The organism is Actinocrinis sp., assembly GCF_035938995.1.
Classification (GTDB): Bacteria; Actinomycetota; Actinomycetes; order Streptomycetales; family Catenulisporaceae; genus DASZGI01.
On the sequence record NZ_DASZGI010000209.1, the window covers coordinates 1 to 15,012 of the forward strand.

13 protein-coding genes are annotated in these 15,012 nt (G+C 69.9%); 1 reads left to right on the forward strand and 12 read right to left on the reverse strand.

What is annotated here, in order from left to right:
• The 7 genes from gatB to VGZ32_RS14945 form a co-directional block, all read right to left on the reverse strand.
• Positions 1–1,373 (reverse strand): Asp-tRNA(Asn)/Glu-tRNA(Gln) amidotransferase subunit GatB (gatB, locus tag VGZ32_RS14915; RefSeq protein WP_326886623.1); only part of this gene is annotated, 1,373 nt, incomplete at its 3' end.
• A 22-nt stretch (positions 1,374–1,395) separates the two neighbouring features.
• A complete protein-coding gene (locus VGZ32_RS14920; protein WP_326886624.1) occupies positions 1,396–1,680 on the reverse strand; it encodes a hypothetical protein in 285 nt (94 codons plus the stop codon).
• A complete protein-coding gene (gatA, locus tag VGZ32_RS14925; RefSeq protein ID WP_326886625.1) occupies positions 1,677–3,179 on the reverse strand; it encodes an Asp-tRNA(Asn)/Glu-tRNA(Gln) amidotransferase subunit GatA in 1,503 nt (500 codons plus the stop codon). Before gatA ends, VGZ32_RS14920 begins: the two co-directional genes overlap by 4 nt.
• 2 nt (positions 3,180–3,181) lie before the next feature.
• A complete protein-coding gene (gene gatC / locus VGZ32_RS14930) occupies positions 3,182–3,490 on the reverse strand; it encodes an Asp-tRNA(Asn)/Glu-tRNA(Gln) amidotransferase subunit GatC (protein ID WP_326886626.1) in 309 nt (102 codons plus the stop codon).
• Positions 3,491–3,615: 125 nt separating this feature from the next.
• A complete protein-coding gene (locus tag VGZ32_RS14935) occupies positions 3,616–5,670 on the reverse strand; it encodes a bifunctional diguanylate cyclase/phosphodiesterase (RefSeq protein ID WP_326886627.1) in 2,055 nt (684 codons plus the stop codon).
• A 213-nt stretch (positions 5,671–5,883) separates the two neighbouring features.
• Complete coding sequence (ligA, locus tag VGZ32_RS14940) at positions 5,884–8,103, reverse strand: NAD-dependent DNA ligase LigA (RefSeq protein WP_326886628.1); 2,220 nt, start codon at positions 8,101–8,103, stop codon at positions 5,884–5,886.
• Between the two features lie 59 nt (positions 8,104–8,162).
• A complete protein-coding gene (locus VGZ32_RS14945; protein WP_326886629.1) occupies positions 8,163–9,230 on the reverse strand; it encodes a methionine synthase in 1,068 nt (355 codons plus the stop codon).
• A 179-nt stretch (positions 9,231–9,409) separates the two neighbouring features.
• Between VGZ32_RS14945 and VGZ32_RS14950 the strand changes: the two genes are divergently transcribed.
• Positions 9,410–9,859: a hypothetical protein gene (locus VGZ32_RS14950; protein WP_326886630.1), complete on the forward strand. Its 450-nt coding sequence runs from the start codon at positions 9,410–9,412 to the stop codon at positions 9,857–9,859.
• 116 nt (positions 9,860–9,975) lie between these two features.
• Here VGZ32_RS14950 and mnmA read toward each other — a convergent pair whose 3' ends face one another.
• The 5 genes from mnmA to VGZ32_RS14975 form a co-directional block, all read right to left on the reverse strand.
• The gene (gene mnmA, locus VGZ32_RS14955) at positions 9,976–11,079 is read right to left on the reverse strand and encodes a tRNA 2-thiouridine(34) synthase MnmA (protein WP_326886631.1); all 1,104 of its coding nucleotides are present in this window, start codon (positions 11,077–11,079) and stop codon (positions 9,976–9,978) included.
• Positions 11,080–11,140: 61 nt separating this feature from the next.
• Positions 11,141–11,692: a Uma2 family endonuclease gene (locus tag VGZ32_RS14960; RefSeq protein WP_326886632.1), complete on the reverse strand. Its 552-nt coding sequence runs from the start codon at positions 11,690–11,692 to the stop codon at positions 11,141–11,143.
• A gap of 36 nt (positions 11,693–11,728) precedes the next feature.
• Positions 11,729–12,910, reverse strand: a complete 1,182-nt coding sequence (locus VGZ32_RS14965; RefSeq protein ID WP_326886633.1) for a cysteine desulfurase family protein — start codon at positions 12,908–12,910, stop codon at positions 11,729–11,731.
• Positions 12,911–13,032: 122 nt separating this feature from the next.
• On the reverse strand, positions 13,033–13,992 hold the full coding sequence (locus tag VGZ32_RS14970; RefSeq protein WP_326886634.1) for an electron transfer flavoprotein subunit alpha/FixB family protein: 960 nt from the start codon (positions 13,990–13,992) through the stop codon (positions 13,033–13,035).
• Positions 13,993–14,014: 22 nt separating this feature from the next.
• Complete coding sequence (locus VGZ32_RS14975) at positions 14,015–14,794, reverse strand: electron transfer flavoprotein subunit beta/FixA family protein (RefSeq protein ID WP_326886635.1); 780 nt, start codon at positions 14,792–14,794, stop codon at positions 14,015–14,017.
• Between the last annotated feature and the right edge of the window lie 218 nt (positions 14,795–15,012).

The window sequence follows — 15,012 nt, forward strand, 5'->3', positions numbered from 1 at the left end:
GCGGCGTTGGCTGCGATGGCGTCGTCGATCGCGGCGAGCAGTGCCGTGTCGTCCGAGACCACCTTCAGGCCGCGCTGTGCGACGACCGTGTCCGGGTCGCCCTCCCCTGCGAGCACGCCTTCGACCACCTGCCTTGCGAGCTTGTCGGTGAGCTCGCCGGCCGTTATCAGGGCGACGATGCGGGCTACCTGGGCCGGGGTGATCGGCAGGTCGGCCAGTTCCACGCCTTGCTCGTTCGCGGTCCTGGCCAGTTCGCCGGTCCACCACTTGCGCGCCTGGTCGGCCGTTGCTCCCGCTCCGATGGTCTCGACGATCAGGTCCAGCGCTCCGGCATTCACCACCGACTGCATGTCGAAGTCGGAGATGCCCCAGTCGGCGGCCAGCCGGGCGCGGCGCACGCCGGGCGGCTCGGGCAGGGTCTTGCGAAGCTCCTCGACCCACTCCTTCGCCGGAGCGATCGGCACCAGGTCGGGCTCGGGGAAGTAGCGGTAATCCTCGGCCTCTTCTTTACGTCGGCCCGAGGTGGTGGTGCCGTTGTTCTCGTGGAAGTGCCGGGTCTCCTGGACGATCGTGCCGCCGGAGGCCAGCACCGCCGCGTGCCGCTGGATCTCGAAGCGGGCGGCCCGCTCCACCGAACGCAGGGAGTTGACGTTCTTCGTCTCGGACCGGGTGCCGAACTTCGTGGCGCCCTTCGGCTTGAGCGAGAGGTTCACGTCGCAGCGCATCTGGCCGCGCTCCATCCGCGCCTCCGAGACGCCGAGCGCGCGGATCAGGTCCCGCAATTCGGCCACGTACGCGCGGGCGACGGCGGGCGCCAGGTGCCCGGGTACCTCGATCGGCTTGGTCACGATCTCGATCAGCGGAATGCCGGCCCGGTTATAGTCCACCAGCGAGTAGTCCGCGCCGTGGATCCGGCCGGTCGCGCCGCCGACGTGGGTGGACTTGCCGGTGTCCTCCTCCATGTGGGCACGCTCGATCTCGATGCGGAAGGGCTGGCCCTCCACCTCGAGATCCAGGTGCCCATTGAAGGAGATCGGCTCGTCGTACTGGGAGGTCTGGAAGTTCTTCGGCATGTCCGGGTAGAAGTAGTTCTTCCGGGCGAAGCGGCACCAGGGCGCGATCTCGCAGTTCAGCGCCAGTCCGATGCGGATCGCCCACTCCACCGCGGTGCCGTTGACGGCCGGCAGCGAGCCGGGCAGGCCCAGGCAGGTCGGACAGATCTGGGTGTTCGGCTCGGCGCCGAACACGGTCGGGCAGGAGCAGAACATCTTGGTGGCGGTGCCGAGCTCGACGTGCACTTCGAGGCCCATCACCGGGTCGTAGCGCTCCAGCGCCTCGTCGAAGTCGAGCAGCGGTTCGGTCGCGACGGTCATCGGCTTCCTTCGTTTCCTTCCGCTACTTGCCCGCGGTGAGCATCAACGGTTCCGCGGGGGCGGCGGCGTCCTCGGCCGCGCGGGTCTCGCGGACGGTGCGCACGGCGATCAGCGCGGTGACGGCAAGGACGCTCGCGGTCAGCGCGCCGTGCAGCAGGGCGAGGGTGTCGCCCTTGGCGCGCGCGTCCTTGATGGTGCGGATCGCGGCCAGCGCCGCGGCCGCCTGGCCACCGAAGAACACCGCGCGGCCGATCTTGTTCTTGGGGACCTTGACCGGGGAGCGGTCCTTCTTCTTGTCCTTGCTCACAGCGCCGGAACCTCCTCCAGGATCGGATGCCCCCACTTGTCGAGCAGTGCCGCCTCGAGCGCCGCGCCCACGCGGTAGAGGCGGTCGTCCTTGAGCGCGGGCGCCAGGATCTGGAACCCGACCGGCAGGCCGTCCTCCGGGGCCAGGCCGCAGGGCACGGACATGCCCGCGTTCCCGGCCAGGTTGGTGGGGATGGTGCACAGGTCGGCCAGGTACATCGCCATCGGGTCGTCGGCCCGCTCGCCGATCTTGAAGGCGGTGGTCGGGGTGGTCGGCGAGACCAGGACGTCGGCCTTGCCGAAGGCCTTCTCGAAGTCGCGGATGATGAGGGTTCTGACTTTTTGGGCCTGGCCGTAGTAGGCGTCGTAGTAGCCGGAGGACAACGCATACGTGCCGAGCATGATGCGCCGCTTGACCTCGGCGCCGAAGCCGGCCTCGCGGGTGAGCGCGGTGACCTCCTCGGCGCTGTGCGTCCCGTCGTCGCCGACGCGCAGGCCGTAGCGCATGGCATCGAACCGGGCGAGGTTCGACGAGCACTCGCTCGGCGCGATCAGGTAGTAGGCGGGCAGCGCATAGTCGAAGGACGGGGCGTTGATCTCGACGATCTCGGCGCCTAGCTCGCGGAGGAGGTCTACGGATTCGCGGAAGCGCTGGATGACGCCGGGGGCATAGCCTTCGCCGTCGAACTGCTTGACCACGCCGATGCGGACGCCGCCGACGCCCTGCGTGGCGCCGAGCTTGGCGGCCTCGACGACCTGTGGGACAGGGGCGTTGATCGAGGTGGAGTCGAGCGGGTCGTAGCCGCCGATCACCTCGTGCAGCAGGGCTGCGTCCAGCACGGTGCGGGCGCCTGGGCCGCCCTGGTCCAGGGAGGAGGAGAAGGCGACCAGGCCGTAGCGGGACACTCCGCCGTAGGTCGGCTTCACCCCGACGGTCCCGGTGACGGAGGCGGGCTGGCGGATCGAGCCACCGGTGTCGGTGCCGATGGCCAGCGGGGCCTCGAAGGCGGCGAGGCTGGCCGAGGAGCCGCCGCCGGAGCCGCCGGGGATGCGGTCCAGATCCCAGGGGTTGTGGCTGGGTCCATAAGCGGAGTTCTCGGTGGAGGAGCCCATCGCGAACTCGTCCATGTTGGTCTTGCCGAGGATGACGACATCCGCCTCGCGCAGCCTGCGGGTGACGGTCGCGTCGTACGGCGGCAGCCAGCCTTCGAGGATCTTCGAGCCGCAAGTGGTAGGGATGCCGTGGGTGGTGAAGACGTCCTTGAGGGCGAGCGGGACGCCGGCCAGCGGGCCGAGCTTCTCACCGCGGGCACGCTTCTCGTCCACGGCCCGGGCGGCGGCCAGCGCCCCCTCGGTGTCGACGTGCAGGAAGGCGTGCACCTTGTCGTCGACCTTGGCGATCCGGTCGAGGTGCGCCTGGGCGACCTCGAGCGCGGACACCTCGCCCGAGGCGATGGCGGCGGCCAGGTCGGCGGCGGTGCGGCGGGTCAGGTCGGTCACGGTCACTCCTCGCCCAGGATGCGCGGGACGCGGAACCGGTCGTCCTCGGCGGCGGGTGCCTGGGCCAGCACCTCGGCGCGGTCGAGGATGGGGGTGCCCGCGGGGCGCACGACGTCAGCGCGGAAGACGTTGGTCAGCGGCTGCGCGTGCGAGGTCGGCGGCACGTCGGCGGTCGGCAGCTCGCCGACGCGGGCGACGGCGCCGACGATCTGGTCGAGCTGGCCGGCGAAGTGGTCGAGTTCGGCGTCACTGAGGTCGAGGCGGGAGAGCCTGGCGAGGTGTGCCACCTCCTCGCGCGTGATCGAGGGCATGCGGGGCCTTCCTACTACGGGTAACCGCTGATTGGCTCCATCGTAGTGGGGCGGCGGGACCAGATCGGGAGGGTTTTCGCCTGCCTGTGGATAACTCGCGGGGCGCCGGTGGAACGACGCGCGAGTCAGCGCACGAGATAGGTCTCGCGGTCCGGCCCGGTGGCGCGGCCGTTGAGCCAGTTAGTGGCCTCCTGGGCGGGCAGGGCCTTGGCCAGCAGCCAACCCTGGGCGGCGTCGCAGCCCAGCGCGGCGAGCCGGTCCCAGGTCACGTCGTCTTCGACGCCCTCGGCGACCACGTGCAGCCCGAGCGAGTGGGCCAGATCCACGGTGGAGCGGACGATCGCCAGGTCCTCGGGATCGTGGGCCAGCCGGGCGACGAACGACTTGTCAATCTTGATCTCGTTGACCGGGATCTTGCGCAGCAGGACCAGCGAGGAGTAGCCGGTGCCGAAGTCGTCGAGGGAGAGCCGCACGCCGAGGGCTTCGAGACCGCCCAGAGTGGCCGCGGCACGCTGGGGGTCTTCGAGCAGGACGCGCTCGGTGATCTCCAGCTGGAGCGCCGCGGGCGGCACGCCGTATTTGAGCAGGCCCGCCTGGATCGCCGGGACGAACCCCGGCCAGTGGATGTCGCGCATCGAGACGTTGACCGCGACCGGCACCGCGAGCCCGGAGCGCCACCACCGCGCGGCTTGGGCGAGAGCCTGGTCGACCACATATTCGGTCAACTTCGGCATCAGCCCGGTCTGCTCGGCCAGCTCGACGAACTGCTCCGGGCTGACCGCGCCGCGAGTCTCGTGCTTCCAGCGGACCAGTCCTTCAAAGCCGACCACCTGACCAGTGGCGAAGGACACCTTGGGCTGGTAGTGCAGCTGCACCTCACCGGCTTCGAGGGCGCGGCGCAGGTCGCCGAGCAGCGCAAGCCGGTCCGGCGTGTTCAAATCGCGACCGGCCTCGTAGCTGGCCACGACCGAGCGGGACTTCTTGGCCAGGTACATCGCCACGTCGGCGCGCTGGAGCAGCTGGTCGAACTCTTCGGCGTGGTCCGGGTAGAGGGCAACGCCGACGGACACCTCCAGGTCAAGCGTTATTCCGTGCAGCGGGAAGGGGTCGGCGAAGGTGTCCGCGAGCCGGTGCGCCAACTCGGTGGCCGCCTCCAGGTCGGTCACGTTGGGCAGCAGCACCGCGAACTCGTCGCCGCCGAGCCGCGCGACGGTCACCTCCGAGTCGACCGCGCAGACCAGGCGGGTGGCGACGACGCGCAGCAACTGATCCCCGGTCAGGTGGCCGAGGGTGTCGTTGACCTCTTTGAACCGGTCCAGGTCGAGCAGGAGCAGGCCGACCGAGCGTCCGCCGCGGGCGGCGTCGACCAGCGCCTGCTCGCCGTGCTGCCGCAGCATCTTGCGGTTGGGCAGCTCGGTCAGCTCGTCGTGGTTCGACTCCCACTCGCGCTCGCGCCCGATCTCCGCGTTGCCGTGCACGATCAGCAGCACCGGGACGAAGAACGGCAGCAGCCACGGATCGCCGAGCGCGACCGAGGCGACCAGCGGTCCGAGCACCACCATCGCGCCGGTGGCCCTGGCCTGGTGAATGCCCTCGCGGCGGATCAGGTCGACCACCGGGACACCGCGCGCCAGTGACAGAGCCCACCAGACGAACAGGTGGTTGGCGATGCCATAGGACAGTCCGGCGATCAGCAGCGCCACCGACAGGTTCCAGCCCAGATGGCCGGTGTCGTGGAGCGGGGGCGGACCGGCGAGCACCGGCTGGACCCGCATGAGCGCCAGCGTGAGGCCGGCCGCGGCGAGCGAGACGGCGTGCTGGGCCACGTTGAAGGTGATACGCCACCAGGTGTGCCGGTTGACCAGTCCGGACACCACGACGGCGCCGGCTTGGGCGAGCACCGCCGTGTGCCAGCCGGCGAGTCCTACCAGCGCCAGGCTGAACGCGACGGCTGTCGTCGCGCCGTCGTTCTCGTGCCGGGTAAGCACCGGGCGCAGTTCGCCGACCACGACGAGCAGCGCCAGCAGCAGGGCGGTGCCGGAGTGGCGCGCACCGCTGTCGCCGACATCCTGGATCAGGCGGGCGGTGGCGTATCCGATGACGACCGCGCCCGCCGCGTTGACGAGCGTGAGATAGGCGCGGAATGCGAACGGGCGCGCGTAACTGTCGGTACGGTGCACCGCCTCCGCCATCCGCCCTCGCCCACGACCTCGTGGCCGGCCGCCGCCCGACCGGTCCAACCGACCCAGGGTATTCGCAACGCTCGTACTCGGGCGAGGGGTTCGGTCGGATCGTGACTCAAAATGGCCTCTTCGGAGCGCCCCGCGACGGTGGTATCACGCGGGGCGACCGTGTTCGCCTACTGTCTCACCAACTGAGACGATGTCAGATGATCAGACTGCGCCGTCTGCCGGTTCTTCGGACTGCGATTCTTCGGGCTGTGGCTCTTCGGGCTGCGGCGCGGGCGGCGGGCCCTGCTCCAGCAGGGTTCTGAACCCCGCCTCGTCGAGTACCGGGACGCCCAACTCGACTGCCTTGTCATGCTTCGAACCGGGGTTCTCGCCGACCACCACATACGAGGTTTTCTTCGACACCGAGCCGGAGACCTTCGCGCCGGCCGCCTGCGCGGCCTCCTTCGCCCCGTCGCGGGAGAAGCCTGTCAGCGTGCCGGTGATCACCATGGTGAGGCCGGCCAGCAGCCTGGGGCCCCCGTCGGCGGGCACTGCCGGGTTCACCCCGGCGGCCAGCCAGCGCTTGACGATCCCCCGATGCCAATCCACCGCGAACCACTCGACGATCGAGGCGGCGATGGTGGGGCCGACGCCCTCGATCGAGGCCAGCTCCTCGGCGCTGGCCTGCCCGATCCGGTCCAGCGAACGCAGCTCCCGGGCGATCTCCCGGGCGGCGCTCGGCCCGACGTGCCGGATGGAGAGCGCGACCAGGAAGCGCCACAGATCGCGGGTCTTGGCCGCCTCGAGCTGCTCGATCAGCTGCTCGGTGGTCTTGGTCGGCACCGAGGGCTTCTTCGGCGCCGGCTTGGTGAAGAAGTACGGGACCAGCTCCCGGTCGCCCTCCTTGGCGTCCTTGCCGCGGGCCTGCTGGTACATCGTCACGTCGGCGAGCTTCTCGGCGGTCAGCTCGAACAGGTCTCCCTCGTCACGCAGCGGCGGTTCGCCCCCGTCCGGCTGGGTGAGCGCGGTGGCGGCCTCGTATCCGAGCGCTTCGATGTCCAGGGCGGTGCGTCCGGCCAGGTACGCCAACCGCTCCCGGATCTGCCCGGGGCAGTAGCGGGCGTTCGGGCAGCGCAGGTCGACGTCGCCCTCCTTCTGCGCGGCGATCGGAGTCCCGCAGTCGGGGCAGTTCTCGGGCATCACGAACTCGCGCTCGGTGCCGTCGCGCAGGTCGACCACCGGGCCGACGATCTCGGGAATGACGTCGCCCGCCTTGCGCAGAATCACCGTGTCGCCGATCAGCACGCCCTTGCGGACCACGATCTCCTTGTTGTGCAGGGTGGCGAAGGCGACCGTCGAGCCGGCCACCTTAACCGGCGACATCACCGCATAGGGGGTGACCCGGCCGGTGCGTCCGACCTGCACCTTGATGTCGAGCAGCTTGGTGGTCACCTCCTCCGGCGGGTACTTGAACGCGATGGCCCAGCGCGGGTCCTTGGAGGTGGCGCCGAGGCGGCCCTGGAGCGCGAAGTCGTCCACCTTGACCACGACGCCGTCGATCTCGTGCTCGACGTCGTGCCGGTGCTTGCCGTAGTACTCGATGTACTGCTTGACCTCGTCGAGGGAGGAGACGACCTTGACCCGGTCGGACGTCGGGAGGCCCCAGGCACGCAGCAGCTCGTAGGCATGCGACTGGGAGGCGACGTCGAAGCCCTTGCGCGCGCCGATGCCGTGGACCACCATCCGCAGCGGCCGCTGCGCGGTGATCCGGGGGTCCTTCTGGCGCAGCGAACCGGCCGCCGCGTTGCGCGGATTGGCGTAGGTGCGGCCCTCGGTCTCCTGGCTGTGCGCGTTGAACTCGTCGAAGAGCGCGGAGGGGAAGTAGACCTCGCCACGCACCTCGACCAGTTCGGGCACGCCGACGCCCAGTTCCTCGGCCTCGGCGGACCGGGTCAGCTGACCAGGGATGCCGGTGATCGCGCGCACGTTCTGGGTGACGTCCTCGCCGACGCGCCCGTCACCGCGGGTCACGCCGCGCACCAGCCGGCCATGCTCGTAGACGAGCGCCAGCGCCAGCCCGTCGACCTTGAGCTCGCACAGGTACTGCGGGACCGTGCCGATCTCCCGGACCACCCGGTCGTGCCAGGCCTCGAGCTCCTCGAAGTTCATCGCGTTGGCCAGCGAGAGCATCCGTTCGAGGTGCGGCACCGCGGGCAGGTCGGCGCTGACCGCTCCGCCGACCTTCTGCGTCGGGGAGTCGGGGGTGCGCAGCTCCGGATAATCCGTCTCAAGCGCATCGAGCGCGCGCATCAGCTTGTCGTACTCGCCGTCGGAGATCGTCGGCTGGTCCAGCACGTGGTAGCGGAACCGGTGGTCCTCGATCTGCGCGGCGAAGTCGGCATGCCGGGCGCGCGCCTCGGCGAGCGAGCCACTGCCAGCCATGGGTCGAACTCCTTTTGTCGGGCTATCTCCCCTAAAAGTACCGGCCGCCGCTGACAAAGTTACTCAACCTCTTCAAGTGCTCGAGCGGCGTCCGAGACCAGTTTGAGGGCGCGCCGGGACCAGGCGGGCGACGCGCCGGCGAGGCCGCAGGAGGGCGTGACGGCGACAGTCCGGGCGATGCGCGCAGGCGGGAAGCCGAGGCGGCGCAGGGTGAGGACGCGGTCGACGAGCGCCTTCACGCTGACCGTCCGCGGCTCGGCTGGGTCGAGCGCCGGAACGACGCCGGCGAAGAGCATCGTCTCGGCTTCGATCGCCTCGGCGAGCGTGTCGTCGAAGTTCTCCGACAGCAGTGCGAAGTCGAGGGACACGCCGTCGGCCCCGGCGCCGCGGATCAGTTCGATGGGAACGTCGGGAGCGCAGCAGTGCACGACGACCGGCACGTCAACCGCCTCGATGACGGTGCGGAGCTGTTCGCGCGCGACGGCTGGTTCCACGGCGCGCAGGCTACCGAAGCCGCTCGCCGTCGGCACGGTGCCGGCCAGCGCTCCGGGGAGCGAGGGTTCGTCGAGCTGGAGCACGAACCGGGCGCCAGGCACGCACCGACGCAGTGCCCTTAGGTGGTTACGAAGCCCTTCCGCGAGTGACGCAGTCAGGTCGCGCACCGCACCGGCGTCGGCGAGCATCTTGTCGCCGTACGACAGTTCGATAGCCGCGGCAAGGGTCCAGGGGCCCGCGACCTGCACCTTAAGCAGACCGCTGTAACCCTGCGTGTGTTCCTCGAGCAGGTCGAGGTCGGAACTCAGATAGCTCATCGCGCGTCCGTGGTCGCGTCCTGGGCGATCCGCGATCCGCCAGCCGGATGGCTGGACCTCCGCGAAGAGGTCCACCAGAAGTCCAGCGCCGCGGCCGACCATGTCCGCACCCACCCCGCGGTTAGGCAGCTCAGGCAGGAAGGGCAGACCGGGTGGCTCTCCGAGTTCGCCCATGACTACCCTCAGCGCCTCCGCCATGTCCTGGCCTGGCATCGATCCGACGCCGGTGCCTAAGGGCGCGGACTCCCTTAGGCGCGCCTCAGGAGCGTCGGCTACGGTGTCCGCAGGGGCTGGGAGCGAGGGATCCACTGACATGAGTCGAGAGTAGACGGAACCGCTGTTCGTCCGACTCAGCGATACCGCGGGCAAATCCGCTGCGGAAATCGCGCGGTTCTGCAAAACTCTGGCACTCAACGGGCCTTAGATCGGCGGGAGCGCCGATCATATGGGCGAAGGGCTGAACGGGTATGAGCGGGCAGGAGGAGGGAACCCGCATGCAGACCGTCTTCTTCGCCGCCGACGCCGCACAACTGCTGCGGCTGGCGGCAGCCGGGGGAAACACCAAGGGCTTGGACCTGGCCGAGGTCAACGCGGCCGACCTGGACCCGGCCCAGTTGCTGGAGCTGGACACGCTGGTGACCGGGCACGACCCGGTGGCGGTGCGCGAGGCCGTGCTCACCCCTGCGCGCGAACTGGGGCGTCCAGGGGCGCTCGCGCAGGGCACGGAGGAGCGTGTGGTGCTCGCGGTGCGCCCGGCGCTGTGTCGGAGCCTGCTGGGCCGGTCCGACGCGGAGTTGGACGGGCTCGGCCTGCACTGGGAGCTGCGCTCGTGGGCGGCGGACTGGGATGCCGAGCGCTACGGCCGGCTGCTGCGTTCGCTGGCATTGCTGGCGCAGATCGCGCGAGCCGAGCACCGCGGCGTCTACGTGCGCTTCGACGTGTGATTCCGCCGGGCCGACGGCGACGACAAGGCCGCCGGCCCGGACCGCGACCGTGCCGCGTCCGCATTCACGTCCGCGCCGACGTATCCGACGTCGCACACGCGGCGCGGCGCCAGAGCTCAGCGGCCGGCAACGTCCGCCGCGGAGCGCCGCGTCGCGCTGATCGTCGCCGAGCCGATCACCCGGGTGTCGTCATAGAGCACGGCGGTCTGCCCTGGGGCGATGCCGCGAGCCGGGCGACCGAGCCGCAGCGTCACGGTTCCGGCTGTCGCGTCGTAACGAGCGGTCGCCGGGACCGGGTCGCCGTGGGCGCGAAGCTGCGCGAGGCACGGGAACTCGGCATCGGCCTCGGGACCGCACCAGCGCGTGTGCACGCCGTCGAGTTCGGCAACTTCGAGTTCGTCGGCAGTGCCCACGGTGACGGTGTTCTGGACCGGCGAGATATCCAGCACGTAGCGCGGGCGGCCGTCACCCGCCGGGTCGCCGATGCGCAGGCCCTTGCGCTGGCCGATCGTGAAAGCGTAGGCGCCAGTGTGTGAGCCGAGGACCGCGCCGGAGGTGTCTACGATCGGGCCAGGCTCGGTGCCGAGCCGCGCGGCGAGGAACTTGCGGGTGTCGCCGTCGGCGATGAAGCAGACGTCGTGCGAATCCGGTTTGTCCGCGACCGCGAGCCCGAGCCGCTCGGCCTCTGCGCGCACCTCGGTCTTAAGCGAGTCGCCGAGTGGGAACAGTGCATGCGCGAGCTGAGCGGCGTCGAGCACGCCCAACACATACGACTGATCCTTAGCTGGGTCGACGGCACGGTGCAGCGAGCGGCCTAAGGGACCATCCACAATCCGCGCATAGTGCCCGGTACAGACGGCATCGAAGCCAAGGGCGAGCGCCTTGTCCAGCACCGCAGCGAACTTGATCTTCTCGTTGCAGCGCAGGCAGGGATTCGGCGTGCGCCCGGCCGCGTACTCGCTGACGAAGTCGTCGACGACGTCCGCGTGGAAGCGCTCGGCCATATCCCACACGTAGAACGGAATCCCGATCACGTCGGCGGCGCGCCGGGCGTCCCGCGAGTCCTCGACGGTGCAGCAGCCGCGCGCCCCGGTGCGGAAGGATTGCGGATTCTTGGACAGCGCGAGATGAACGCCGGTGACCTCGTGCCCGGCCTCGACGGCGCGGGCAGCCGCCACTGCCGAGTCGACACCGCCGGACATCGCCGCAAGAACACGCATGTTTCTAGGGTAAGCGGTCCCGCGACCGGATTAGATCCGATGATCTGCCCGCGCCGCCACCCTATGGCTTCGGGGCCTCGAGCGGGATGTCGATCGGAAACGGGATCTCGGTCTTGAGGTGCCCGATGTGCGTATGCATGAGCCGGTACCCCCCGCCGTACAGCTGGTGCTCATTCACGATCGGAGCGAGCTCCGGACCGCGCTCGATCAGCCAGAAGGACGGGATACCCATCGAAGCGTAGAGGAGGGGCTTTTCCTCGCGGTCGCGCTCCTCTGACTCCGGCGAGATCACTTCGGCCGCAAGGAGCACGTCAGCGGGCAGATAGACGCTCTTGTCCCAATCGAAAGCGCTTGCGCGCACAATCGACAGGTCGGGTTCTGGTGCGGATCGCAGCGATCGCTTGACCGCCATCTCGCGAAAGATGACGTACTCGTCTGGAGCCTGATCGCGCAGCAGGCGATCGAGCATCCTGATGATCGCCATGTGCCAGGTCTTCTGCGGACTCATGACGAGGACCCCCCGGATAAGTTCAGTGTGCTTGGGCAGATCGGACGGGAGGTTGTCCAGCGTCCAGCCGTCGGGGGGTGTTATCGGGAGGGTCTGCGCGGTCATGTCGCGGATCTCCTATCGGCTGGCTGGGATTCCAGGTTAGCTCAATCCGGCCGATCTCGCCCGGTCCACGACCGACGGCAGCGCGCTGACCAGTGACTCGACATCTTCGGGGGTGGAGGTGCGGCCGAGGGAGAAGCGCAACGAGCCGCGGGCCAGGTCGGGGTCGGCGCCCATCGCGAGCAGCACGTGGCTGGGCTGGGCGATTCCGGCGGAGCAGGCCGAGCCGGTGCTCACCTCGATGCCGCGCGCGTCGAGCAGGAGGAGCAGAGAGTCGCCTTCGCAGCCGGGGAAGCAGAAGTGCGCGATGCTCGGCAGCCGGTGGCGCGGGTCGCGGTCGCAGTTCGGGTCGCCGGACAGAATCGCGTCGGGGACCGTCTTGAGTACGCCGTCGATGAGGGCGTCGCGCAGGCTCGCGATTCGGACCGACTCCTCGTCCCGGTCCTGGGCTGCCGCCGTCGCCGCCACCGCGAATCCGGCGATCGCCGGGGCGTCCAGCGTGCCGGAGCGCACGTCTCGCTCCTGGCCGCCGCCGTGCAGCAGCGGGGTCGGATGCACCTTGCGGTCCAGCAGCAGCGCGCCGACGCCGATCGGGCCGCCGATCTTGTGCCCGGTGACGGTCATCGCGTCGAGGCCGCTGGCCGTGAAATCGACGGGGAGGTGGCCGACGGCCTGGACGGCATCCGAGTGGATGGGCACGTCGTACGCGTGCGCCACCGCGACCAGATCCTGAATCGGCTGGACTGTACCGACCTCGTTGTTCGCCCACATCACGGTGACCAGCGCGGCGCTGTCCGGATCTGCACGCAGTGCCTCGTCCAGGACCTCGGGCAGCACTCGGCCGGCCCGGTCCACCGGGAGCCAGTCGATGGTCGCGCCCTCGTGCTCCTCCAGCCAGACCAGCGGATCGAGGACGGCGTGGTGCTCGATCTTGGCGGCGAGCACGCGGGTGCGGCGGGCGTCGTCGGCACGCCGCGACCAGTACAGGCCCTTGACCGCGAGGTTGTCCGCCTCCGTGCCACCGCTGGTGAAGACGATGTGGCTGGGGCGAGCGCCGACCGCGGCGGCCAGCGTCTCGCGCGACTCCTCGACGACCCGGCGGGCGGCGCGGCCGGAAGCATGCAGCGAGTTCGCGTTGCCCACCCGCGCGAGGTGCTCGGCCATCGCCGCGATCGCGTCGGGATGCATCGGTGTGGTCGCCGCGTGGTCGAGGTAAATCATTTCGCTCTCAAGTGTAGTGGCCCCGGCGCGCTTCGCCGGGGCCGTGATACAGGTGGAGCGAGCGGTGCCCGATGGGACGGGAACCGCGCCCGATCGGGCGACGTCCGCGTCGCCCAGGCGGGCTACTTGCGCTTCGCGATCTCCTCGGTTACCTGCGGGACCACCTTGAACAGGTCGCCGACCACGCCGTAGTCGACCAGTTCGAAGATCGGCGCCTCGGGGTCCTTGTTCACCGCGACGATGGTCTTCGAGGTCTGCATGCCGGCCCGGTGCTGGATCGCGCCGGAGATGCCCGCCGCGATGTACAGCTGCGGCGAGACGGTCTTACCGGTCTGGCCGACCTGCGACTGGTGCGGGTACCAGCCGGAGTCCACCGCGGCCCGGGACGCGCCGACCGCCGCGCCGAGCTGGTCGGCCAGCGCCTCGATCACCGAGAAGCTCTCGGCCGAGCCGACACCGCGGCCGCCGGAGACCACGATCGCGGCCTCGGTCAGCTCCGGACGGTCGCCCTTGGGCACGACCACCCGGTCGACGACCTTGGCGAGCTTGGCGTTGTCGGTGAGTTCGACCGACACGTCCACCCGCTCCGCGGCCGCGGTCTGCGGCACCGGCGGGGTGGAGTTCGGGCGGATCGCGATGATCGGCGTGCCGCTGGTGACTGCGGAGTGCACGATCGAGGAGCCGCCGAAGATCGACTGCTCGGCGACGAACGTGTCGCCGTCCAGCTTGAGGTCCACCGCGTCGGTCAGGATGCCGGAACCGGTCTTGACCGCGAGCCGTCCGGCCACCTCCTTGCCTTCGGCGGTGGCGGCGACCAGCACGGCGGCCGGCTGCACGTCGGCGACCAGCTTCGCCAGCAGCTCGGCCTTAGGCGCGACCACGTAGCCGTCCAGCTCCGGGTCGGCGGCGACGTATACCTTCTCGGCGCCGTACTCGGCGAGCTTGTCCTTGGCGGTGTCGTACGCGCCGCCGATGAACACCGCGGCCGGGGTGCCGAGCTCGCGGGCCTTGGTCAGCAGTTCGAGGGTGACCTTCTTGACCGTGCCGTCGGCGTGGTCGACGAGGACGAGAATCTCAGCCATCTTCTTCGCTACCCGGCCCTTCCTAGATGAACTTCTTCGACGCGAGGAAGTCGGCGAGCTCGACCCCGCCGCTGCCCTCGTCGGTGACGATGGTGCCCTTGGCCCGCGGCGGGGCGACCGTCGCGTCGAGCACCTTCGACCCGGAACCGGCCACGCCGGCCTTGGCCGGGTCGATCGAGGCCGCGCCCGCGGCCACCTTGTCGACCGGCTTCTTCTTGGCCGCCATGATCCCCTTGAACGAGGGGTAGCGCGGCTCGTTGATCTTCTCGACCACCGAGACGACGGCGGGCAGCCGCGCCTCGACCACGTCGTGCCCGTAGTCGGTCAGCCGGTTGATCTTGATGGCGGAGCCGTCCACCTCGACCTTGGAGGCGAAGGTGAGCTGCGGTACGCCGAGCCGCTCGGCGAGCATCGCCGGGACGACGGAGGTGCGCGCGTCCGAGGCCTCGCAGCCGGTGATCACCAGGTCGTACTCGAGCGTGCCGAGCAGCTGGGCCAGGGCGTACGAGGTGCCCAGCGCGTCCGACCCGGCCAGCGCCGGGTCGGTGAGGAAGACGGCCTTGTCCGCGCCCATCTGCAGCGCCTTCTTGTAGGCGTCGGTCGCGTCCTCGGGCCCCATGGAGACCACGGTGACCTCGCCGCCGTGCTTCTCGACGAGCTGGAGCGCCTCCTCGACGGCGAACTCGTCCATCTCGTTGATCAGGCCGTCGACCGCCGCGCGGTCGACGGTCAGGGTGTCCGGGTCGAGCCGCTTGTCGGCGGCCGTGTCCGGCACCTGCTTCACAAGGACGACGATCTTCATTGCTCGGGCGCCTCCCGCGCGGTGGGGTGTGACGGTGGTCGGGTGCCGGACCGCCGCATCGCGCCGGGCGGTTCCAGCCCCTGCACGCGATGATACGGGTTTCCAGCAACCAAACTACCGTTCAGTAATGTGTCCTGGGCCACACGGGTGACCCCTCTCGAGAAACAAGCCAGTCTCCAGTGAGGGTGGGGCTTCTCGGTAGAGATGGCCTAAACCGT